Raw genomic sequence first — 20350 nt, forward strand, 5'->3', positions numbered from 1 at the left:
CCCTGATGCGGAAGCGGTTCCGCAAGGCCGCAAGGTCTGATAGGGCTGCCCCGAGCCGAACGAGGTCAAAGGGCAGCGCGGGGACGACGACGGTGAGTGTACGATGAACGCGCTGAGGGTGATTACCGGCTGGCTGCGCGAGCGGATCGGTTGGCACACGCTTGGTCTGCTGGCCAGCTTGATCATCATCGGCATCGCGGCCGTCGTGCTCTTCAAGATGCTGCGCACCATCAATCCCGGCGAGGTGTTCGACGCGCTGGCCGGTACCTCGCCCTGGCGCGTCGCGCTGGCCGGCCTGTTCGTGGCCTGCGCCTATTTCACCCTCACCTTCTATGACTGGTTCGCCCTGCGCACCATCGGCAAGGGCTACGTGCCCTACCGCACGGCTGCGCTGGCCTCGTTCACCTCCTATGCCATCGGCCACAATATCGGCTTTTCCGCCTTCACCGGCGGCACCGTGCGCTACCGGATCTATTCGGCGCACGGCCTCGGCGCGATCGACGTCGCCAAGCTCTGCTTCATCACCGGCCTCACCTTCTGGCTCGGCAACATCGCCATTCTCGGCATCGGCGTCACCATCGAACCCTGGGCGGCGAGCGCGGTCGACCAGCTGCCGCCCTGGATCAACCGGCTGATCGGCATCGCCCTGCTGGCCGGGCTTGCCGCCTATGTCGTCTGGGTCGGGCTGAAACCGCGGCGGATCGGCGTCGGCCAGGGCCACTGGACGGTGACGCTGCCGGGCTCGAGGCTGACGCTGATGCAGATGGTCATCGGCATCATCGATCTCTCCTTCTGCGCCGCGGCCATGTATGTGCTGATGCCGCAGGCGCCGTTCATCGACCCGATCGCGCTCGGCGTCGTCTTCATCTCGGCGACGCTGCTCGGCTTCGCCAGCCACGCGCCGGGCGGGCTCGGCGTGTTCGACGCCGCCATGCTGCTGGCGCTGCCGCAGTTCGACAAGGAGCCGCTGCTCGGCGCACTGCTGCTGCTACGCCTGCTGTACTATGTGACACCCTTCGCCATCGCCCTCGTCATCATGGGCGTGCGCGAATTCATCCTCAGCCGCAACCGGCGCCGCACCGCGCTGGTGCCGCCCGAGCCCGAAGTGTCGCTCGAGCCGCTGGCCGCCGCCCCGGTGCTGGAGCCGGACGAGGTGCGCCCCGCCAACGACGCCGCCGAGGAAGCCTCGCGCCGCCGCGCGTAAGGCGCCGGGGGCTGCCGAGGGAACCTTGCCAAGGAGCCTCGCGCTGGATCCCGGATCGGCCAGGGTGCAATCAAGGCAGCAGGCTCGGTAGAAAGCTCTTCATCGCCGAAGGCAGCTTGGTCACCTTGACCCCCTTGGGCAGCTCGAACAGCGCCGGGTCCTGCACGCCGCGGGCAACATCCAGCGCCTCGAACACCATCGTCCGCGTGCCATTCACGTCCGCCACCGCGCGCAAGGTGATGCCGTCCGGGGTGATGCACGAATCGATCAGCGTGCCGGAGCGCTTCTCCTGCGTGCGCCACACGTCGCAGGGCTCGCCGGCGACGATGTCGGCGCCGGTCCGGATCCCCTCGCCACCGAGGTCGACGACGGCGAAATCCGCCGGCAGCTCCATGTCGACGGCGCGCCCTTCCATGCCGGGAAAGGCCACGATCATCAGCATGCGGTTGCGCGGGAGGTCGATGAGCCCGGTCATGCTGCCGAAGGTGCCGGAGCGGCTGAGCTCCACCCGCATCCGCCCGCCCTCGCCGCGGGCAACGCTCATCCGCCCCTCGTCCAAGGTGCGGGCGTTCAGGTGAAAATCCACCTGCGGCCGAGGCAGCGGCTCAGCCGCAAGCCCCTCACAGACCGACATTCCCGCCAAAAACGTGAACGTCGTCAAATCACGCCAGCGCATGGCCCATTTCCAGTTTCATCACGAGCCGCGCGCAAGAAAGCGGCGCCCCTCCAGCACGATGGCCGGATCGGGGATGCCGACCACCCGGTCGTCGCGGCCCTCATAGGGCAGCTTGACCAGAATCTGTCGTATCACACCGAGGCGAGCCCGCATCTTGTCGTTGGCCAGCACCGCTGTCCATGGCGCAAGCGGCGTATCGCTCGCCTCGATCATGGCGTCGCGCGCCTGCGAGATCGCGTCCCACCGCGCCGGGGCGGCGAGATCGACCGGCGACAGCTTCCATTGCTTCAGCGGGTCGCGGAAGCGGTCATGCAGGCGCTTCAGCTGCATTTCCCGTCCCACATCGAGCCAGATCTTGAACAGGCGGATGCCGTCTTCCACCAGCATCTTCTCGAAAGTCGGCACCTGTTCGAGGAAATGGACGGTCTCCGTCGGCGTGCAGAACCCCATTACCGGCTCGACCACGGCCCGATTGTACCAGGAGCGGTCGAACAGCACGATCTCGCCGCGATAAGGCAGGTGCGCGACATAGCGCTGAAAATACCATTGCGCCGATTCGACGTCGGTCGGCTTATCGAGCGCGACCACACGCACGAAGCGCGGGTTGAGGTGCTGAACCAGTCGATGGATGGTGCCGCCCTTGCCGGCAGCGTCGCGCCCCTCGAAGACGATGACGACCCGCTCGCGCGATTTCTTGACCCATTCCTGCAGCTTCAGCAGTTCGATCTGCAGTGCCCTGAGCTCCTTCGCATAAGCCTTGCGCTTCGGCCGGTCCTCATAGGGGTAGTCGCCGCTGCCATAGGCGCGCTTGGCAATAATGGCCGGCAACTCCGGCGTCTCGATGGAAAAGCCGGCAAGCGCGGCGGCGATTTCCGCCTCCGGGCCGGGCACGGAACCGACCCGGCTGGCCTTCGGCAGCTTCTTCGCCTTCTTCGTCCCGGCAGACTTGTTGGTCTTCGTCAGCGGCGCGGGAGATCCTGCGCTGATATCCTTCGGCTTCTTCGTCATATGGAAGCCTCTCACCTGTATCATAAGGAAGGGATTCGCCCTTCCGTTCAGACGCCGCGAATCCATATCGGATATCGGACGACGCAGGGACAGCATACAGAAACGCGAGAGTGGCAGGAAACGATCCGGCATGGCTTTGGGCGATAGCGGCAGCTTCAACGAAGATACGCTCCGCGAGCGGCTCGTAGGCGCGCGGTGGATTCTTGCGGCGGCCGCGCTGGGGCTTGGCGTGGGGGTCTGGGCCGACGTCATCGCGCCGGTTCCGGCACTCGGCATCGCCGCGCTGGCGCTGGCGGGCGCGGCAATCCCGGCCCGACGCCGACCCATGGTCGCCGCCCTCGCTGCCCGGCTCGGCGCCGAGCCCAAACCGATGCGGCTCGGCATGGGCGAGGAGCGCCTGACCGCACTGGTGCGCGCTCTTCCCGACGCGGCTCTGCTGCTCGATCCGCGCGGCACCGTCCTGGTGGCGAACGAGCGGGCCGCCGGCATCGTTGCCAGTGCGCGCGTCGGCGATCCGGTTTCCTTCGCCGTGCGCGTGCCCGAAGTGCTGGAGGCGCTGCGGGCCGCCATCGCCGACGGGGTCGCCCGCCGCATCGAGTTCTCCGAGCGCGTGCCGGTCGAGCGCTGGCTGCGCGCCGACATCGTGCCGATCCGGAGCGGCGAGGGGCGGGCAGCAACCACTGAGGCGGTACTGATCGGCTTCGTCGACCTCAGTGCGCAGCGGCGGGTCGAGCAGATGCGGGTCGACTTCATCGCAAATGCGAGCCACGAGCTGCGCACCCCGCTCGCCTCGCTCTCCGGCTTCATCGAGACGCTGCAGGGACCCGCTCGCAACGACACCGGCGCGCGCGAGCGCTTCCTCAAGATCATGGGCGAGCAGGCGAGGCGCATGTCGCGCCTCATCGACGACCTGCTGTCGCTGTCGCGCATCGAGCTGAACGCGCATCTGCGCCCCGAGACACAGCTCGACCTCGTCGCCATCCTCGGCCATGTGCGCGATACGCTCACCCCGCTGGGACAGGAACGCGGCGTGGAGATCGGCTTCGAGCACCCGCGCACGCCCGCCACCGTGCAGGGCGACCGCGACGAGCTGATCCGCGTGTTCGAGAACCTGGTCGAGAACGCGCTGAAATATGGCGGCTCGGGCGGGCGCATCGACATCGTCATCGCCCGCGAGGGCGGCGACATCGTCGTCTCGGTACGTGATTATGGTCCCGGCATCGCGCCCGAACACGTGCCGCGCCTGACCGAACGCTTCTACCGCGTCGACACCGCCCATTCGCGCGAGCAGGGCGGCACCGGGCTCGGCCTCGCCATCGTCAAACACATCGTCGCCCGCCACCGCGGACGGCTTGGGATCGAAAGTGTGCCCGGCGAAGGATCGACCTTTTCGGTGCGGCTGGCGGCATGCGCCGTGGACGAGCGAGAAACATCAATTAATTCAGCGGCTTGAAGCGTCATCAAGATGTCACCCACGCGTCATAGAACCGTGGCGCCGCGGCGTTAAACAACCCGTGCAAGCCCTTTTTTCCGCCGCCTCCGGCCCATCGAGCTTCCGGGTAGAGCGACCCGGCCGCAGCCGGTCTCCCGAGCTAAGGAGAAGACCCTTGAAACTGACCCACATTCTCGGCGCCGCCGCGCTGACCTTCGGCCTTTCGAGCACCGCCTTCGCCGCCGACATCAACGGTGCCGGCGCGTCCTTCCCGGCGCCGGTCTATCAGGCCTGGGCCGCCGCCTATAAGGAGAAGACCGGCACGGGCCTGAACTATCAGTCCATCGGCTCGGGCGGCGGTCAGAACCAGATCGTCAACCGCACCGTCGACTTCGGCGCCTCCGACGCGCCGATGAAGGACGACAAGCTGGAAGCCGCCAACCTGCTGCAGTTCCCGACCGTGATCGGCTCGGTGGTCGCCATCGTCAATCTCGACGGCGTCGAAGGTCTGGTGCTCAACGGCGCGGTGCTCGCCGACATCTACCAGGGCAAGATCGCCAAGTGGAACGACCCGAAGATCGAGGCGCTGAACAAGGGCAAGAAGCTGCCCGACGTCGCGGTCGTCCCGGTCTACCGCTCGGATTCCTCGGGCACCTCCTTCGTCTTCACCTCCTATCTCGCCGCCACCAGCGCGGACTGGAAGTCCAGCGTCGGCGCCGCCACCTCCGTGCAGTGGCCCACCGGCGCGGGCGCCAAGGGCAATGAAGGCGTTGCGGGCACCGTGAAGAACACCAAGGGCGCGGTCGGCTACGTCGAGTTCATCTACGCCGCCGCCAACAAGCTGGCCACCACCGACCTCGTCAACAAGGCCGGCAAGGTCGTGAAGCCCGAGACCAAGGCGTTCATGGAAGCCGCCGCCGCGGCCGACTGGACCCATGCCAAGAACTTTGCCGCCTCGATGATCGACACCGCCGGCGAAGGCGCCTGGCCGATCACCTCGGCGACCTACATCCTGCTGCCGAAGAACCCGACCGATGCCGCCCAGTCGGCTGCCGCGATCAAGTTCTTCGACTGGGCCTACGGCAACGAAGGCGACGCGATCGCCGAGAAGCTGCACTACATCCCGCTGCCGGGCTCGGTGGTCGAGGAAGTCAAGAAGGCCTGGGCCAGCGAAGTTAAGGCCGACGGCAAGGCCGTCTGGACGAACTGATCGTCCCTTCCGCCTCAAACAGAGGGCGGCCGTTACGGCGGCCGCCCTTTTCGTCGAACCTTCCGGGCTATACCTTAAGGCGTGGACGTCCGGCGACGGCGGATGCGATGACGGCGGCGCGGGCGACAAGCCATCGCCGACATGCATCACCTGCGCGACGCCCGCCCGTCTGCCGACCAAACCAGCGATGCTCGTGCCGAGCGCGGTACGCCTCCCACGCCCACCCCGTGGCCGGCGCTGTTAGGAACACATGACATGGACGCCACCTTGAGCGGAACGAAGGCGACGCCCGAGCTGCTCGCTGCGCATAAACCGACCGGCCGCATCAGCGATCCCATCTTCGTCGCGCTGCTCTGGGGCAGCGGCGTTTTCGTGCTGGTGCTGCTCGGCCTCATCATCGCCATGCTGTTCCAGGGCGGCTTGCCGGCGTTGCGCGAATTCGGCATCGCCTTCCTCTGGTCCACCTCCTGGAACCCGGTCACCGAGCGTTTCGGCGCCGGCGTCATGGTGTTCGGCACCGTCTTCAGCGCCGTCATCGCGGTGATCGTGGCGCTGCCGCTCTCCTTCGGCATCGCCTTCTTCCTCACCGAGATTGCGCCCGGCCCGCTGCGCCGGCCGATTGGTGTCGCCATCCAGCTGCTCGCCGCCATCCCTTCCATCATCTATGGCATGTGGGGCTTCTTCGTCGTCGTTCCGCTGGTCGCGCTCTATGTGCAGCCGCCGCTGATCGAATGGCTCGGCCCGATCCCGCTGATCGGCGCGCTGTTCCAGGGCCCGCCGCTGGGTGCCGGCATGCTGACCGCCGGCCTCATCCTCGCGCTGATGATCCTGCCCTTCATCACCGCGATGTTCGTCGAGGTGCTGGAATCGGTGCCGCCGATGATCAAGGAATCCGCGTATGGCGTCGGCGCCACGACCTATGAGGTCTATCGCAACGTCTCCGTGCCCTATGGCCGCACCGCCATGGTCGGCGCGGTCATGCTCGGCCTCGGCCGGGCGCTGGGCGAGACGATGGCCGTCACCTTCGTCATCGGCAACGCGACGCGCATGTCGGCCTCGCTGTTCGCGCCGGGCGCCACCATCGCCTCGACCATCGCCAATGAGTTCCCCGAGGCCTCGATCGGCTCGCTGAAGCTGCAGGCCCTGCTCCAGCTCGGTTTCATCCTCTTCGTCATTTCCTTCATCGTGCTGGCGCTCTCGCGCCTGCTCGTCCGGTCGAAGCTCAAGGGCTGAGGGAAGAAACAATCATGGCATCGCTCGCCCGCCGTCGCGCTACCGACCTCACCGTCAAGGCGGTTTCAACCGGCTTCGCCGCCCTCTCCCTGGTGCTTCTCGCCTGGATCCTGTGGACGCTGCTGTCGCGTGGCCTGCCGGCCCTCGGCCCGCACGTCTTCACCAAGATCACCGCGCCGCCCGGCGCGGAAGGCGGCTTGCTCAACGCCATCGTCGGTTCGCTGATCCAGATCGGCGTCGCCCTTGTCATCGGCACGCCGATCGGCCTGATGTGCGGCACCTTCCTCGCCGAGAACGGCCGCGGCACGCAGATCGCCAATGTCGTGCGCTTCGTCAACGACGTGCTGCTCTCCGCTCCCTCCATCCTGATCGGCCTGTTCGTCTACCAGCTGCTCGTCGTTCCCTTCGGCGGCTTCTCCGGTTGGGCGGGGTCCATCGCGCTGGCCATCCTGGTCATACCGGTCGTGGTGCGCACCACCGAAGATATGCTGAACCTGGTGCCGATCGGCCTGCGCGAGGCGGCCTTCGCGCTCGGCGCGCCGCAGTGGAAGGTGGTCACGCTGGTCACCTGGCGCGCAGCCCAGGCCGGCATCGTCACCGGCGTCCTGCTGGCGCTGGCCCGCGCCGCCGGCGAGACCGCGCCGCTCTTGTTCACCTCGCTGGGCAATAATGGCTGGTCCGTGAGCCTCAACGCGCCGATGGCCAGCCTGCCCATCGCCATCTACCAGTACGCCGCCAGCCCCTTCGAGGACTGGGTCGCCCTTGCCTGGGCCGGCGCGCTCATCATCACCGTCGGGGTCCTGACCCTGAACATCCTTTCCCGCCTCGTCCTGGCGAAGATGAAGTGAGACGGACCATGAATTTCGCACCCGATACGTCGATCGACATCGCTTCCGCCGTCAACCGCGCCACCGCGCCGTCCGCCGAGCCCAAGCTCAAGGTCGAGGGGCTGAACTTCTTCTACGGTGACAACCACGCGCTGAAAAACATCAATTTCGAGATCCCCGAGAAGCGCGTCACCGCGATGATCGGGCCCTCGGGCTGCGGCAAGTCCACGCTGCTGCGCATCTTCAACCGGATGTACCAGCTCTATCCGGGCCAGCGCGCGGAGGGCAAGATCCTGTTCGACGGCGTCGACCTGCTCAGCAAGGAACTGGATTCCACCGTGGTGCGCTCACGCATCGGCATGGTGTTCCAGAAGCCGACGCCGTTCCCGATGTCGATCTACGACAACATCGCCTTCGGCGTGAAGCTGCACGAGAAGCTGAGCAAGGCGCAGATGGACGAGCGGGTGGAATGGTGCCTGCGCAAGGCCGCGATCTGGGAAGAGACCAAGGACCGGCTGCACACCTCGGCGCTCGGCATGTCGGGCGGCCAGCAGCAGCGCCTGTGCATCGCCCGCACCATCGCGGTGCGCCCCGAAGTGATCCTGCTCGACGAGCCCACCTCGGCGCTCGATCCGATCTCGACCTCGAAGATCGAGGACCTGATCGACGAGCTGAAGCAGGAATTCACCATCGTCATCGTGACGCACAACATGCAGCAGGCGGCGCGCTGCGCCGACATCACCTCCTTCTTCTATCTCGGCGAGCTGATCGAGGTCGCCACCTCCTCCGAGATCTTCACCAATCCGCGCGAGGCGCGCACCCGCGACTACATCACCGGCCGCTTCGGCTGAACCGGCGGCGGAGGATCAATCCATGACCGAACATATCGTCTCGTCCTTCGACACCGATCTGAAGGAACTCTCGCGCCGCGTCGTCGAGATGGGCGGCCAGGCCGAGCGCCTGGTCACCGATTCCGTCGCCGCGCTGGTGAAGCGCGACGCCGAACTGGCCCAGAAGGTGATCGTGCTCGACGGCCCGGTCGACCTGCTGCAGCGTGAGATCGAGGAAAAGGCCATCCTCACCATCGCCCGCCGCCAGCCGCTGGCCGGCGACCTGCGCGAGATCGTCGCCGCGATGCGCATCGCCAACGATCTGGAACGCATCGGCGATCTCGCCAAGAACACCGCCAAGCGCGTGCTGGCGCTGACCGGCGAGTTCCATCCGCAGAAGCTGGTGCGCGGCGTCGAGCACATGTCGGCGATGGTGCAGGAGCAGCTCAAGGAAGTGCTGGATTCCTACGCCGGCCGCGACGATGCCCGCGCGCTGGAAGTGTGGCGGCGCGACGGCCAGGTGGACGTTCTCTACACCTCGCTGTTCCGCGAGCTCCTCACCTACATGATGGAGGATCCGCGCAACATATCGCTGTGCACGCACCTGCTGTTCTGCGCCAAGAACATCGAGCGCATCGGCGACCACGCGACCAACATCGCCGAGACCGTGCACTATCTCTCGACCGGCCAGCAGCTTGCCGACGAGCGGCCCAAGCAGGACACCTCCAGCATCACGGCGGTTCCGTTCCCGGCGTGAGGGACGGTCACTCTGGCAAGGCCCTCTGGCAAGCGATCGGGACGCCCCCTATGCCGACCAATATTCTGATCGTGGAGGATGAGGAGCCCCTCACCCTCCTGTTGCGCTACAATCTCGAATCCGAGGGCTACGCCGTCGACAGCGTCGGGCGGGGCGACGAGGCGGAGACCCGGCTGCGCGAAAGCGTGCCGGACCTGCTGATTCTCGACTGGATGCTCCCGGGCCTTTCCGGCATCGAGCTGTGCCGGCGCCTGCGCGCCCGGCCGGAGACCGAGCGCATGCCGGTGCTCATGCTCACCGCCCGCGGCGAGGAGACCGAGCGGGTGCGCGGCCTCGCCACCGGTGCCGACGACTATGTGGTGAAGCCGTTCTCTGTGCCGGAGCTGGTGGCGCGCGTGCGCGCGCTGCTGCGCCGGGCCAAGCCCGAGCACATCTCGACGCTGCTACGTGCCGGCGACATCGAGCTCGACCGCGAAACCAAGCGCGTCCACCGCGCCGGCCGCGAGCTGCATCTGGGGCCGACCGAGTTCCGGTTGCTGGAATTCCTCATGCAGTCGCCCGGCCGGGTCTATTCGCGCGAGCAGCTGCTCGACGGCGTGTGGGGCCAGGACGTCTATATCGACGAGCGCACGGTCGACGTGCATGTCGGGCGCCTGCGCAAGGCGCTCAACCGCCCGCGCCAGCCCGACCCGATCCGCACCGTGCGCGGCTCCGGCTATTCGTTCAACGAGATGTTCGCCCGCGCCCATTGATCGGGCGCGGCGGCTGCGGCCTGCGGCGCGCGGTATTGCTGCTCGATCTCCAAGAGCCGCTGCTTGCGCCAGAGGCCGCCGCCATAGCCGGTCAGCGACCCGTCGGCGCCGATGACGCGATGGCAGGGGATGATCAGCGCCAGTTGGTTGGCGCCGTTCGCCCGCGCCACCGCCCGTATCGCCGACGGCTGCCCGACGCGGCGGGCGATTTCCGAATAGCTCACCGTCGCGCCGGGCGGTATCCGCCGCAGCTCGGCCCAGACCGCGCGGGTAAAGGCGCTGCCGTCGAGCGCCAAAGGCGTGGCGAAATGCGCGGAGCGGCCGGCAAAGAAATCGCCGAGTTCGGCGCGGATCTGTTCGGTGGGCGCGAAGCCGCCAATGCCGAGGTCGCCCTTGGCCCGCTGCCGCAGCCGGGCGATCTCGGTGGGCAGTGCCCGGCGCTCGATGAATTCCAGAAGATGGAGATGCGAGCCGCTGGAGATGGCGATCATGTCGCCCAGCGGCGTGGCGATCCAGTCGGCCAGCAGCGCGCCGCGCCCGGCAATGTCGCCCGGCGCACAGCCCAGCAGCCGCGCGAAGGCGGCACGGAAGGCGCTGGCAGATTCGAAGCCGGCTACGTGTTGCGCCTCGATCACCTTGCCGCCCTCATACAGCGTCTCGAACCCCTCGCGCAGGCGGCGCTGGCGCGCCATCTCCAGAAAGGTCATGCCGAAGTGCCGCTTGAAGGTGCGCCGCACCGTCGACAGGTCGAACCCCATGCGCTCGACATGCGTCTCGCTCCAGCGGCGGTCCGGTCGGGCGTCCAGCGCCGCGAGCAGCGCGCCGATGACCGGATCGGCATTCGCCGCCGGCTGCAGCGGATGACAGCGCTTGCAGGGGCGGAATCCGGCCTCGATGCAGGCGCCGATGGTGGCGTGGAAGGTACAGTTTTCCGGCTTCGGTTTGCGCGCGGGACAGGTCAGCCGGCAGAAGATGCCGGTGGTGGCGACGCAGACATAGGCGCGGCCGTCATAGCCCTCGTCGCGGTCGAGAAGGGCGCGGTAGAGCGTGGCGTGGTCGGGCAGGTCGAACAGCATGCGATAGGGGTATCATCTCAGCCGAACCGTGCCGCCGCAAATCGGGCGGTTATTCTTCGCGCTGGCGCGACGCCCGACGTGTAATTCCCTCTCCCCGTTGGGAAGAGGGAGCAGGCCGGCGTTGCGAGCCCACCTCTCAGGTGCGGGTGATCGACAATCCGCCATCGACCAGATGTGCGGTGCCCGACACGAAGGACGAATCGTCCGAGGCGAGATAGAGCACGGCGCGCGCCAGTTCGTCCGGCCGCCCCACCCGCTTGAGCGCATGCAGCCCGGTGATGAAGGACTGCGCCTCGGGCGTGTCATTGGCCTCGCGATACATCTCGGTCTCCACCGCGCCGGGCAGCACGGCGTTGACCCTCACCCCCTGCGGCCCGTATTCGGCGGCGAGCGTCTGGGTCAGGCCGATCAGCCCCGATTTCGAGGCGGCATAGGCGGCAAGGCCGGGAAACGAGGTGGTGTAGCCGACAAAGGTCGAGGTGAAGATCACCGAACCGCCGCCGTTCTTCAGCATCTGCGCGATCTGGTACTTCGCGCCGAGAAACGCGCCGGTGAGGTTGACCGCCAGCGTGTCCTCCCACCCCTTGGCCGAGACGCCGGTGCTTGCCCCCTTCTCACCGAGAGTGCCGGCATTGTTGAAGGCGATGTCGAGCCGGCCATAGCGCTCGGCCGCCAGCGCCACCAGTGCCTGCGCATAGTCTTCCGAGCGCACGTCGCCGGCCAGCGCCACCGCTTCGCCGGCGGCGGCGGTGATCTCGGCGACCAGCGTGTCGAGCTCGTCCTTGCGGCGCGCGCCAACCACGACCTTTGCGCCCTCGGCGGCGAACAGCAGCGCGGTGGCGCGGCCGATGCCGGAACTGGCGCCGGTGATCAGCGCGACCTTGTCCTTGAGACGGGGCATGAAAAATCTCCTTGAATGAACCATCCACCGCCGGGAACGCCGCGGCCTGTGTCACGCAGAAGTATGGCGAGGACACCTCGTCCGGATTAGACTGCTGAAAATGGATTTCATGTCCGGAAAAATCGAACGATGAAACTGGACGGCATCGCCGCCTTCGTCGCCATCGCGGAGGCGGGCTCGATCAGCGAGGCGGCGCGCCGGCTGCGCCTGTCGAAATCGGTGGTCAGCGACCGCCTGGCGCAGCTCGAACACCGTCTCGGCGCCCGTCTGGTGCATCGCTCGACGCGCAAATTGTCGCTGACGGAAGACGGCGCGGCCTTTCTGGAGATGGCCTCGGAATCGCTGCGCGGCCTCGACGCGGCGGTCGCCACGCTGGCCGAGCGGCGCGGCACCCTTGCCGGCCCGCTGCGCCTCTCCGCCCCGGTGACGCTGACGACGCTGCATATCGGCCCGGCGCTCTATCCCTTCCTGCGCCACCATCCTGCGATCGAGCTGAGCATCGAGCTCGACGACCGGGTGGTCGACGCGCAGGCGGAGGGCTTCGACGGCGTGATCCGCCACGGGCCGATGCGCGACAGCCCGCTCACCGCCTGGCGTCTGGCGCGCAGCCGGCGCGTGCTGGTGGCCTCACCCGATTATTTGGAGCGGCACGGCACGCCGCGCGACCTCGCCGAACTCGATGGTCATCGCGGCATTTTCTACACCCACCGCGGCCTCGCCGACTGGCAGTTCGTGGCCGGGGCCGGCCGCGTGCAGGTGCGCGCCAAGGTCGGGCTGCAGGTTAACAACGGCATCGTGATGCGGGACGCCGCCGCGGCCGGGCTCGGCATCTCCATGCTGCCGCTGTTCATCGCCGGGCCGGACATCCGCGCCGGCACGCTGCGCGTGATCGAGGTCGGCGCGGAGCCCGAGGAGGAATTCATCTATGTCGCCCATCCCGAGGGGCGCAATCCCACGGCCAAGCTGCGGGCGCTGGCGGAAGCCTTGCGCGCCGCCTTCGGCGACCCGCTCTATTGGGAAGCCTAGTCCGCATCGCCCGGCGCGTTGTGCCCCTTCTTCGGCCAGTTGTGGTTCAGCACGAAATCGGAGATGCGCGGGGCGATTTCGGCGCGGAAGCGCGAGCCGTTGAACACGCCGTAATGGCCAACCGTGGGCTGGAGGTAATGCGCCTTCATGTCGTCGGGCAGATTCGAGCACAGCTTGTGCGCCGCCCGCGTCTGGCCGACGCCGGAAATGTCGTCGTTCTCGCCCTCGACGGTGAGCAGCGCGACGTTGCGTATCTTCGAGGGGTCCACCCTCTCGCCGCGGTGTGTCATCTCGCCCTTCGGCAGCGAATGGTCGATGAACACGGTCTGCAGCGTCTGGAGGTAATATTCGGCCGGTAGGTCCATGACCGAGAGGTACTCGTCATAGAATTCCCGGTGCTTGGCGGCGGAATCGCCGTCGCCCTTCACCAGGTGGCCGAACATGTCGGCATGCGCGCGCAGATGGCGCTCCAGGTTCATCGCCATGAAGCCATGCAGCTGAAGAAAGCCGGGATAGACCTGCCGCATGACGCCGGCATTGGGCCACGGCACGGTGGTGATGACGTTGCGGCGGAACCAGTCGAGCCCGCGCTCCTCGGCGAAGAGGTTCACCGCCGTCGGGCTCTCGCGCGTGTCGATCGGCCCACCCATCAGCACCATGGAGGCCGGCACGTTGGGATCGCCCATCTCCTCCATGCGCGCCACTGCCGCCAGCACGGGCACGGCCGGCTGGCACACGGCGAGCGCATGCGCCCCGCCGCCGAGATGGCGGAAGATCTCGATGAGGTAATCGACATAGTCGTCGAGGTCGAAACGCCCGTCGGCCATCGGCACGTTACGGGCATCGGTCCAGTCGGTGATGTAGAGGTCGTGGTTCGGCAGCAGCGTCTGCACCGTGCCGCGCAGCAGCGTGGCGTAGTGGCCCGATAACGGGGCGACGATCACCATGCGCGGCTGCGGCCGGCGCGGCGGCACCGGAAAGTCGCGCTGGAAATGCAGCAGCCGGCAGAACGGGCGTTCCCACACCGTCTCGATATGCACGGGAACATGGGTCGCGCCGACCACCGTCTCGTCGATGCCCCAGTCCGGCTTGCCGTAGCGACGGGTCGAGCGCTCGAACATTTCGAGCGCCGCCGACATCGACTTGCCGAATCCGGTGTGGGAGAGCGGGTTGACCGGGTTGCGGTAATAGAGCCGCCCCGCATCCGCCATGACGCGCAACGGGTCGAGCGCCGCATGGCCCATCTCGAACATCCAGTAGAGTGGCTTGGAGAAGGCCGAAACCGTCTCGACCGCCACTTCAGGCGTGCGTGCAGCTTCCGCCGCATCGGGAACGTCGCCGAAAACGCCGATCGCCATGAATGCCTCCGTCTCCAGGCGCGCGATCCGAACGGTCGCCAGATTGGCCGGCCGTCCTCCACCTGTCAGGTCACCCAGCACCGTTCTCCACCGGGTTTTGCCGGTCGTGGCACCTTGTGCGTTGCAGCATAAATAGGAGCTTTCGCGGCCGCGTCAACGATCAGCCGCTCTCGCGCTTTCCCCGCATTCGCGCATAATCGCTCCGGATCCCGGTGATCCGGCCGGGAAAATTCCGCTCAATCGCTTGAATCCAGAGCATTTTTCCTGCCAAGTCGGTGCTTCCGCCATAGCGGAAAAGGCACTGGCGCTCTCGAGGGCATTCAGACGGAGATATCATGATGCTCTCGCTCGACCATCCGATCGGCGAACGTTTCTTCGGCCTCCGGCTGGATACGCTCATCCGCCTGCGCTGGCTCGCCATCTCCGGCCAGACGCTGGCCATTGTCGTGGTGCACTGGCTGCTCGGCTTCACGCTGCCGCTCGGAGCCTGCCTTGCGGTGGTCGCGCTCTCGGCCTGGCTGAACCTGGCCCTGCGGTTGCGCAATCCCGGCGCCCGGCGTCTTTCCGATGTCGAGGCGGCCTGGCTGCTGGCCTACGATATCCTTCAGCTTGCTGCCTTGCTGTTCCTCACCGGCGGCCTCGCCAACCCCTTCGCCCTGCTGTTCCTCGCGCCCGTGCTGATCTCGGCGACGGCTCTATCTCCCCGCACGACCATCCTGCTCGGCGTGCTCGCGGCGGTCTGCGCCGCGCTGGTGGGGCTGTGGCAGATGCCGCTGCCATGGTCGGCGAGCGATCTCGGTGCCGGTCCGGTGCTGCCGCCGATCTACCTCGCGGCAATCTGGTTCGCGCTGGCCATCGCTATCGCCTTCATCGGCGTGCATGCCTGGCGCGTGGCGGAGGAGACGCGCGAGCTCTCCGAGGCGCTGGCCGCGACCGAACTCGTGCTGGCGCGCGAGCAGCACCTCTCGGCGCTGGACGGGCTGGCCGCCGCCGCCGCGCATGAATTGGGCACGCCGCTCGCCACCATCACCGTGGTGGTCAAGGAGATCGCCCGCGCGCTGCCGGCGGAAAGCCCGATGGCCGACGATATCCGCCTCTTGAGCGAACAGGCGGAGCGCTGCCGCTCCATCCTGCGCACTCTGACCTCACTGGAGGCCGGCGACGCCCCGTTCGACCGCATGCGGCTCTCCCACATTCTGGAGGACGTGGTGGAGCCGCATCGCCATTTCGGCATTGCCATCACCGTCACCCTGCCGACCCGCGTCGAGGGCGAACCGATCATCGCGCGCAATCCGGGCCTGCTCTACGGGCTGGGCAACATCGTCGAGAACGCCGTCGACTTCGCGAAGACGCACGTCAACGTCGTCGCCAACTGGAGCGCCGACGACGTCACCGTCACCATCACCGATGACGGCCCCGGCTTCCCGCCCGAACTCATCGACCAGATCGGCGCGCCCTATGTCACCAGCCGCGGACGCAACCGCTGGCGCCGCGAAACCCAGGAGGAAATGGAGGAGAGCAGCGAGGGCCTCGGCCTCGGCGTCTTCATCGCGAAAACCCTGCTGGAGCGCTCTGGCGCCGAACTCGGCTTCGTCAATCGCGCCCTGCCCGCGCATGGCGCCTCGGTCACGGTGCGCTGGCCGCGCCGGCTGATCGACATTTCCGGCGAGCACGAAGCGGAAGGCGAGGAAGCCGCGGACGCGTGAAGGTGGAAGCCGCCAGCTGCGACAATTTTGCGCTCCCGCGCCACCCAGTGTAATCTCCGCGCGCAAACAAAAGCGAATAAGTCAGGACCCAGTTCTCCGCGCGGCGCTCGGGAAGGCCCAAAATGCTCGATGTCACCTCGGATACCCAGGATCGCTCGCTGCTGATCGTCGATGACGATCGCCCGTTCCTGCAGCGTCTGGCGCGTGCCATGGAATCGCGCGGCTTCCTCGTCACCACCGCCGAGACGGTGGCGGATGGGCTGGCCAGCGTCGAGGGCGGCGCCCCGGCCTTCGCCGTAGTCGACATGCGCCTTGCCGACGGCAACGGTCTCGACGTGATCTCGGCGCTGAAGCGCCGCCGGCCGGAAGCGCGCGGCATCATCCTGACTGGCTACGGCAATATCGCCACCGCCGTGACAGCGGTGAAGATGGGCGCCGTCGACTATCTCGCCAAGCCCGCCGACGCCGACGACATCTGCGCCGCGCTGAGCGCGCAGGGCGACTACAAGCCCCAGCTGCCGGAAAACCCGATGTCGGCCGACCGGGTGCGCTGGGAACACATCCAGCGCGTCTATGAATTGTGCGGGCGCAATGTTTCGGAAACAGCCCGGCGGCTTTCCATGCACCGCCGCACGCTCCAGCGCATCCTCGCCAAGCGCGCCCCGCGCTGAACCGTCAGGGGTCGACCGGCGCCTCGCGGAACGCGATCACTGCGCCCACCTCGACGACGTCGGAGAACCGGCCGTCTGGTGCCAGCCGGGCGAGGCCGGCACGCAGTTCCGTCTCGAACGTATCCTGCGCCGCGCCGAGCGCGGCCGGCGAGGTGACCGACCGGGAAAGCGCCAGCCCGACCACGTCGTCGATAGTGCGCTCGCGCGCCAGGATGCGGGCGATCCGCTCCAGCCAGGGGAAGGGCGAGGCGAGCAGCACCGCTTCGTGCGGCATCCAGTCAGGGCTTTGCCGCAGCGTGCGGTCGGCTTGGCGCTGGGGCGCATGGCGGCCGGCCAGTTCGTCGAGCAGCGGGTGATAATCGGGCGATGAATGCACGCGGCGGTCGCCCATCAGCACCACGGCGCCACCCGGCTCGATCAGCCCATCCAGCGCCGCGAGCGTCGCGATCCGGTCCATCCAGTGGAAGGCGCGCCCCATCACCACGGCCCGGTAGCGCCCCAGTGCCGGCGAGAGATCGTAGGACGAGCCTTCGATAAGGGTGAGCCGCACCCCCGCCGCCTCGGCGCCGAGCCGGGCGGCCTCCAGCATGGAGGGCTCGGGGTCCATCGCCGTGACCTCCAGCCCCAGCCCGGCGAAGCCGATAGCCAGCGGCCCCGGTCCGCTGCCGAGATCCAGCAGCCGGTCGCCCGGCTCCAGACCGACCCGGCTCGCCACCGCGCCGATCAGTTCGGGCGGGTAGGGCGTGCGGTAGCGGTCGTAGAAATCCGCCGTCGAGCGGAAACGGTTCGGGTCGAAGGGGATGATCTTCGGTGCTGTTTGGCTCACGACCGGCTCCACCCATCACGCGAGGTGCATAGGCGCAGCATGCCGGCACAACGTGTCGGAGATGGGACAGGCTTCAGCCGAACGGCCGGCCCTGCCGCCTCACACCCGCAGGCCGTTCTCGGCGGCCAGCTGCTTCAGCCCCTGTTCCGGACGGGCGCCGATATGGCTGATGATCTCGGCGGCGGCGAGGGCGCCGAGCTTGAGTGATTCCTCCGGCGAGAAGCCGCGCGCGAAGCCGTGCAGATAGCCGGCGGCGAACAGGTCGCCCGCGCCCGTCGTGTCCACCACCTTCTCCACCGGAAAGGCCGGAACCGCGACGAGATCGCTTCCCGCTACCGACAGCGCGCCCTTTTCGCTGCGGGTGACCACGGCGCGCTTCACGTCCTGCCGCAGCTGCGCCAGCGACGCCTCGAAATCGACCTCGTAGAGCGCGGTCAATTCGCCTTCATTGGCGAAAACGAGATCGACCACGCCCTCGCGCATCAGCTTGAGGAATTCCGGCCGGTAGCGCCAGACGCAGAAGGCGTCGGACAAGGTGAGCGCCACGGTACGGCCGGCCTTGTGGGCGATGTCGGCGGCCTTCAGGAACGCCTCCTTCGCTGCCGGCGGGTCCCACAGATAGCCTTCGAGGTAGGTCACGCTGGCGCTCGCTACCGCCGCCACGTCGACATCGCCGGGCGAGAGGTTCTGCGCCGCGCCGAGATAGGTGTTCATGGTGCGCTCGCCATCCGGCGTGACCAGGATGAGGCAGCGCGCCGTGGCGGGCCCGGTGGCCGCGGGCGGCGTGGCATAGGCGACGCCGGCGGCGCGGATGTCGTGGGCGAAGATGCCGCCCAACTCGTCGTCGCGCACCTTGCCGATGAAGCCGGCGCGGCCGCCGAGCGCGGCGATGCCCACCATGGTGTTGGCGGCCGAGCCGCCGGAAATCTCCACGCCGGGCCCCATGGCGCCGTAGACCGCCTCGGCCCGCTCCTCGTCAATGAGCGTCATGCTGCCCTTCGGCATGCCGTGCCGGTCGAGAAAGGCTTCCTCGGAACGGGCGATCACGTCGACGATGGCATTGCCGAAACCGATCACATCGAGCTGCTGGGCGGTCATGGAAGCGCTTTCCTTGGAGATCGTTCGCGGGCGGTAAGCAGACATGTCGCGGTAGCAGACCGGCGACGCGCCTGCAACGCCTCTCCCGCTGCGCTTTCCCTCGCCTCGCCGGCCCGTTATTGCTCGGGCATGGCCCTGCTGCGTCACGCCTCCACCGTCGCGCTCCTCACCCTCGGCTCCCGCGTGCTGGGCTTTGCGCGCGACGCCGGGGTGGCGGCGCTGTTCGGCACCGGCGTGGTGGCGGATGCCTCCGTCGCCGGCCTCGCCTTGCCGCAGCTGGTCCGCCGCCTGCTCGGGGAAGGTGCGCTCAATGCCGCCGTGCTGCCGCACTTAGGCGGGCGGGCCGGGCCGGAGGGCTCGGACGAGACACGCCGGCGGGCCGGCGCGGCGCTGCTGCTGTTCGGGTTCGCCTCGCTTTTGGTCTCGGCACTGCTTTTCCTCTTAATGCCGCAGGTCATCGCCGTGCTGGCGCCCGGCTTTCCCGAGGATGGCGCGCGCGAAGCCGGCGCGGAATTCGCCGGCCGGCTCAGCGTCATCTGCGTGCCGCTCGCCATGCTCGCCGGCGTCTGCGCGGCGCTGGCCAATGCGGCGGGGCGCTTCGCCCGCCCCGCCTTCGCCCCCGCCGCCGCCAATGTCGTCGTGCTGGTGCTGCTGGCGCTGCTCTGGCTGGCGGGCGCGCATGCGATGTCGGTGGAGACGGCGCTGGCCTGGCTGGCGGCAGGTGCGATCGCCGGCGCCTTCACCCAGTTCCTGTTGAATTTCCATGCCCTACCGCGCGGAACACTGAGCTTCCGGCATGTCGCGACCGAATTCGGGCCTGCCTGTGCCATGCTCAAAGCCGCGTCGCCGACGCTGTTCGCCGCCGCCCTGCCGCAGCTGCGCTTTCTGGTGGCAGCGGCCGCCGCCTCGGGGATATCCGGCGGCGTCGCCGCGCTGTTCTATGCCACGCGCCTCGTCGAACTGCCGCTCGGGCTCATCGGCGCCAGCGCGGGGGCCGTGTTGCTGCCGGCGCTGGCGGCACGCGAGAGGAAGGACCTCGGCGCGCGCGGCATCGAGGCGGCGCTGGCGCTGGCCTTGCCCGCCGCGCTCGGCCTTGCCGTGCTCGCCCACCCCATCGTCAGCGTGCTGTTCAAGCGCGGCGCCTTCGACGCGGAAGCTGCCGAGTTGACCGCCACCGCGCTGGCCTGCCTCGCGCTGTCGCTGCCGTTGCAGGCGGTGGAGAAGATCCTCGCGACCATCGCCTTCACCCATGGCTTCGCCCGGCTGGTCACCGGCGCCGGGCTCGCCGCGCTGATCCTTGGCGGCGGCGTCGGCTTCGCGCTGGCGGCGCGCCATGGCATGGCCGGGCCGGCGCTCGGCGTGCTCGCCTCCAGCGTGATCGGCACCTGCCTGCTCGGGCTCGGCCTCGCCCGGCGCGGTCATCTCACTCTTGGCGGCGCGGCCGGACGACGCATCGCGGGGCTGACGGCCGCCTCCCTCGCCATGGCCGGCGCGGTCACTCTGGCGGGCAGCCTTTCGGAAGGCGCCCTCAAGGCCGGCGGGCTGAGCGCGGCGGCGGCACTGGCGGGGCTCGTGCTGACGGGCATCACAGTCTATGCCGGCGCGGCGCGGCTCACCGGCGCGTTGTCGCTCCGCGAGATAAGGGCCGCGCTGCGGCGCTGAGGGCTACGCCTCGCGCTTGCCCCACCCGGCCTTGCGTGCCATAGCGCCACGCGCGGAGGAATCCGCCGCGACCGCGCATGACGATCAGGACGTCAGA

19 protein-coding genes are annotated in these 20350 nt (G+C 68.2%); 12 read left to right on the top strand and 7 right to left on the bottom strand.

The window, feature by feature from the left end; all coding sequences use genetic code 11:
• The first annotated feature begins 103 nt into the window (after nt 1–103).
• Nucleotides 104–1204, top strand: coding sequence for a UPF0104 family protein (locus ACO2RV_RS05175; RefSeq protein WP_423290512.1), 1101 nt, complete (start codon nt 104–106; stop codon nt 1202–1204).
• Between the two features lie 70 nt (nt 1205–1274).
• Here ACO2RV_RS05175 and ACO2RV_RS05180 read toward each other — a convergent pair whose 3' ends face one another.
• Nucleotides 1275–1748, bottom strand: coding sequence for a hypothetical protein (locus tag ACO2RV_RS05180; protein ID WP_423290514.1), 474 nt, complete (start codon nt 1746–1748; stop codon nt 1275–1277).
• 150 nt (nt 1749–1898) lie between these two features.
• The gene (ppk2, locus tag ACO2RV_RS05185; RefSeq protein ID WP_423291044.1) at nt 1899–2843 is read right to left on the bottom strand and encodes a polyphosphate kinase 2; all 945 of its coding nucleotides are present in this window, start codon (nt 2841–2843) and stop codon (nt 1899–1901) included.
• 175 nt (nt 2844–3018) lie between these two features.
• On the opposite strand from ppk2, the gene ACO2RV_RS05190 reads away from it, so the two are divergent.
• The 7 genes from ACO2RV_RS05190 to phoB all read left to right on the top strand — a co-directional run bounded on the left by ACO2RV_RS05190 (nt 3019) and on the right by phoB (nt 9929).
• The gene (locus tag ACO2RV_RS05190; protein ID WP_423290516.1) at nt 3019–4341 is read left to right on the top strand and encodes an ATP-binding protein; all 1323 of its coding nucleotides are present in this window, start codon (nt 3019–3021) and stop codon (nt 4339–4341) included.
• 154 nt (nt 4342–4495) lie between these two features.
• On the top strand, nt 4496–5530 hold the full coding sequence (gene pstS, locus ACO2RV_RS05195) for a phosphate ABC transporter substrate-binding protein PstS (protein WP_423290518.1): 1035 nt from the start codon (nt 4496–4498) through the stop codon (nt 5528–5530).
• A gap of 255 nt (nt 5531–5785) precedes the next feature.
• Nucleotides 5786–6763 (top strand): phosphate ABC transporter permease subunit PstC, encoded by a 978-nt coding sequence (gene pstC, locus ACO2RV_RS05200; RefSeq protein ID WP_423290520.1) that lies wholly within the window; start codon nt 5786–5788, stop codon nt 6761–6763.
• A gap of 14 nt (nt 6764–6777) precedes the next feature.
• Nucleotides 6778–7611, top strand: coding sequence for a phosphate ABC transporter permease PstA (pstA, locus tag ACO2RV_RS05205; protein ID WP_423290522.1), 834 nt, complete (start codon nt 6778–6780; stop codon nt 7609–7611).
• Nucleotides 7612–7619: 8 nt separating this feature from the next.
• Nucleotides 7620–8441 carry a phosphate ABC transporter ATP-binding protein PstB gene (gene pstB / locus ACO2RV_RS05210; RefSeq protein ID WP_423290524.1) on the top strand — a complete coding sequence of 274 codons (822 nt, stop codon included), beginning with the start codon at nt 7620–7622 and terminating at the stop codon, nt 8439–8441.
• A gap of 22 nt (nt 8442–8463) precedes the next feature.
• Nucleotides 8464–9177 carry a phosphate signaling complex protein PhoU gene (gene phoU, locus ACO2RV_RS05215; protein ID WP_423290526.1) on the top strand — a complete coding sequence of 238 codons (714 nt, stop codon included), beginning with the start codon at nt 8464–8466 and terminating at the stop codon, nt 9175–9177.
• 50 nt (nt 9178–9227) lie between these two features.
• Complete coding sequence (phoB, locus tag ACO2RV_RS05220; RefSeq protein WP_423290528.1) at nt 9228–9929, top strand: phosphate regulon transcriptional regulator PhoB; 702 nt, start codon at nt 9228–9230, stop codon at nt 9927–9929.
• On the opposite strand, the gene ACO2RV_RS05225 is transcribed toward phoB, so the two are convergent.
• Both ACO2RV_RS05225 and ACO2RV_RS05230 read right to left on the bottom strand, forming a co-directional pair.
• Complete coding sequence (locus tag ACO2RV_RS05225) at nt 9893–11005, bottom strand: bifunctional transcriptional activator/DNA repair enzyme AdaA (protein ID WP_423290530.1); 1113 nt, start codon at nt 11003–11005, stop codon at nt 9893–9895. The two genes, phoB and ACO2RV_RS05225, sit on opposite strands and share 37 nt — an antisense overlap.
• Before the next feature lie 136 nt (nt 11006–11141).
• The gene (locus ACO2RV_RS05230; RefSeq protein WP_423290532.1) at nt 11142–11906 is read right to left on the bottom strand and encodes an SDR family oxidoreductase; all 765 of its coding nucleotides are present in this window, start codon (nt 11904–11906) and stop codon (nt 11142–11144) included.
• A gap of 129 nt (nt 11907–12035) precedes the next feature.
• Here ACO2RV_RS05230 and ACO2RV_RS05235 point away from each other — a divergent pair, with 129 nt between their 5' ends.
• Entirely contained in the window at nt 12036–12932 is an 897-nt protein-coding gene (locus tag ACO2RV_RS05235) for a LysR family transcriptional regulator (protein WP_423290534.1), read from the top strand.
• Here ACO2RV_RS05235 and ACO2RV_RS05240 read toward each other — a convergent pair.
• Nucleotides 12929–14290 carry a polyhydroxyalkanoate depolymerase gene (locus tag ACO2RV_RS05240; RefSeq protein WP_423290536.1) on the bottom strand — a complete coding sequence of 454 codons (1362 nt, stop codon included), beginning with the start codon at nt 14288–14290 and terminating at the stop codon, nt 12929–12931. The two genes, ACO2RV_RS05235 and ACO2RV_RS05240, sit on opposite strands and share 4 nt — an antisense overlap.
• Nucleotides 14291–14625: 335 nt before the next feature.
• Here ACO2RV_RS05240 and ACO2RV_RS05245 point away from each other — a divergent pair, with 335 nt between their 5' ends.
• Together ACO2RV_RS05245 and ACO2RV_RS05250 are read left to right on the top strand one after the other, a co-directional pair.
• Complete coding sequence (locus ACO2RV_RS05245; RefSeq protein ID WP_423290538.1) at nt 14626–15996, top strand: ActS/PrrB/RegB family redox-sensitive histidine kinase; 1371 nt, start codon at nt 14626–14628, stop codon at nt 15994–15996.
• A gap of 122 nt (nt 15997–16118) precedes the next feature.
• Complete coding sequence (locus ACO2RV_RS05250) at nt 16119–16667, top strand: ActR/PrrA/RegA family redox response regulator transcription factor (RefSeq protein ID WP_423290540.1); 549 nt, start codon at nt 16119–16121, stop codon at nt 16665–16667.
• 4 nt (nt 16668–16671) lie between these two features.
• Here the strand turns inward: ACO2RV_RS05250 and ACO2RV_RS05255 are convergent, their stop codons facing one another.
• Nucleotides 16672–17493, bottom strand: a complete 822-nt coding sequence (locus ACO2RV_RS05255; RefSeq protein WP_423290542.1) for a class I SAM-dependent methyltransferase — start codon at nt 17491–17493, stop codon at nt 16672–16674.
• A gap of 99 nt (nt 17494–17592) precedes the next feature.
• A complete protein-coding gene (locus tag ACO2RV_RS05260) occupies nt 17593–18591 on the bottom strand; it encodes an adenosine kinase (RefSeq protein WP_423290544.1) in 999 nt (332 codons plus the stop codon).
• A 129-nt stretch (nt 18592–18720) separates the two neighbouring features.
• Between ACO2RV_RS05260 and murJ the strand changes: the two genes are divergently transcribed.
• Nucleotides 18721–20253 (top strand): murein biosynthesis integral membrane protein MurJ, encoded by a 1533-nt coding sequence (gene murJ, locus ACO2RV_RS05265; protein ID WP_423290546.1) that lies wholly within the window; start codon nt 18721–18723, stop codon nt 20251–20253.
• The last annotated feature ends 97 nt before the right edge of the window (nt 20254–20350 follow it).

It is taken from the genome of Ancylobacter sp. VNQ12, assembly GCF_049445835.1.
Taxonomy (GTDB): Bacteria; Pseudomonadota; Alphaproteobacteria; order Rhizobiales; family Xanthobacteraceae; genus Ancylobacter.

Excerpts from the sequence above, each read along its gene's own strand:
- ACO2RV_RS05175 (WP_423290512.1), top strand. The coding sequence starts at position 104 with ATGAACGCGCTGAGGGTGATTACCGGCTGGCTGCGCGAGCGGATCGGT.
- ACO2RV_RS05180 (WP_423290514.1), bottom strand. The coding sequence starts at position 1,748 with ATGAGCGTTGCCCGCGGCGAGGGCGGGCGGATGCGGGTGGAGCTCAGC.
- ACO2RV_RS05190 (WP_423290516.1), top strand. The coding sequence starts at position 3,019 with ATGGCTTTGGGCGATAGCGGCAGCTTCAACGAAGATACGCTCCGCGAG.
- pstC (WP_423290520.1), top strand. The coding sequence starts at position 5,786 with ATGGACGCCACCTTGAGCGGAACGAAGGCGACGCCCGAGCTGCTCGCT.
- pstA (WP_423290522.1), top strand. The coding sequence starts at position 6,778 with ATGGCATCGCTCGCCCGCCGTCGCGCTACCGACCTCACCGTCAAGGCG.
- pstB (WP_423290524.1), top strand. The coding sequence starts at position 7,620 with ATGAATTTCGCACCCGATACGTCGATCGACATCGCTTCCGCCGTCAAC.
- phoU (WP_423290526.1), top strand. The coding sequence starts at position 8,464 with ATGACCGAACATATCGTCTCGTCCTTCGACACCGATCTGAAGGAACTC.
- phoB (WP_423290528.1), top strand. The coding sequence starts at position 9,228 with ATGCCGACCAATATTCTGATCGTGGAGGATGAGGAGCCCCTCACCCTC.
- ACO2RV_RS05225 (WP_423290530.1), bottom strand. The coding sequence starts at position 11,005 with ATGCTGTTCGACCTGCCCGACCACGCCACGCTCTACCGCGCCCTTCTC.
- ACO2RV_RS05230 (WP_423290532.1), bottom strand. The coding sequence starts at position 11,906 with ATGCCCCGTCTCAAGGACAAGGTCGCGCTGATCACCGGCGCCAGTTCC.
- ACO2RV_RS05235 (WP_423290534.1), top strand. The coding sequence starts at position 12,036 with ATGAAACTGGACGGCATCGCCGCCTTCGTCGCCATCGCGGAGGCGGGC.
- ACO2RV_RS05240 (WP_423290536.1), bottom strand. The coding sequence starts at position 14,290 with ATGGCGATCGGCGTTTTCGGCGACGTTCCCGATGCGGCGGAAGCTGCA.
- ACO2RV_RS05245 (WP_423290538.1), top strand. The coding sequence starts at position 14,626 with ATGATGCTCTCGCTCGACCATCCGATCGGCGAACGTTTCTTCGGCCTC.
- ACO2RV_RS05250 (WP_423290540.1), top strand. The coding sequence starts at position 16,119 with ATGCTCGATGTCACCTCGGATACCCAGGATCGCTCGCTGCTGATCGTC.
- ACO2RV_RS05260 (WP_423290544.1), bottom strand. The coding sequence starts at position 18,591 with ATGACCGCCCAGCAGCTCGATGTGATCGGTTTCGGCAATGCCATCGTC.
- murJ (WP_423290546.1), top strand. The coding sequence starts at position 18,721 with ATGGCCCTGCTGCGTCACGCCTCCACCGTCGCGCTCCTCACCCTCGGC.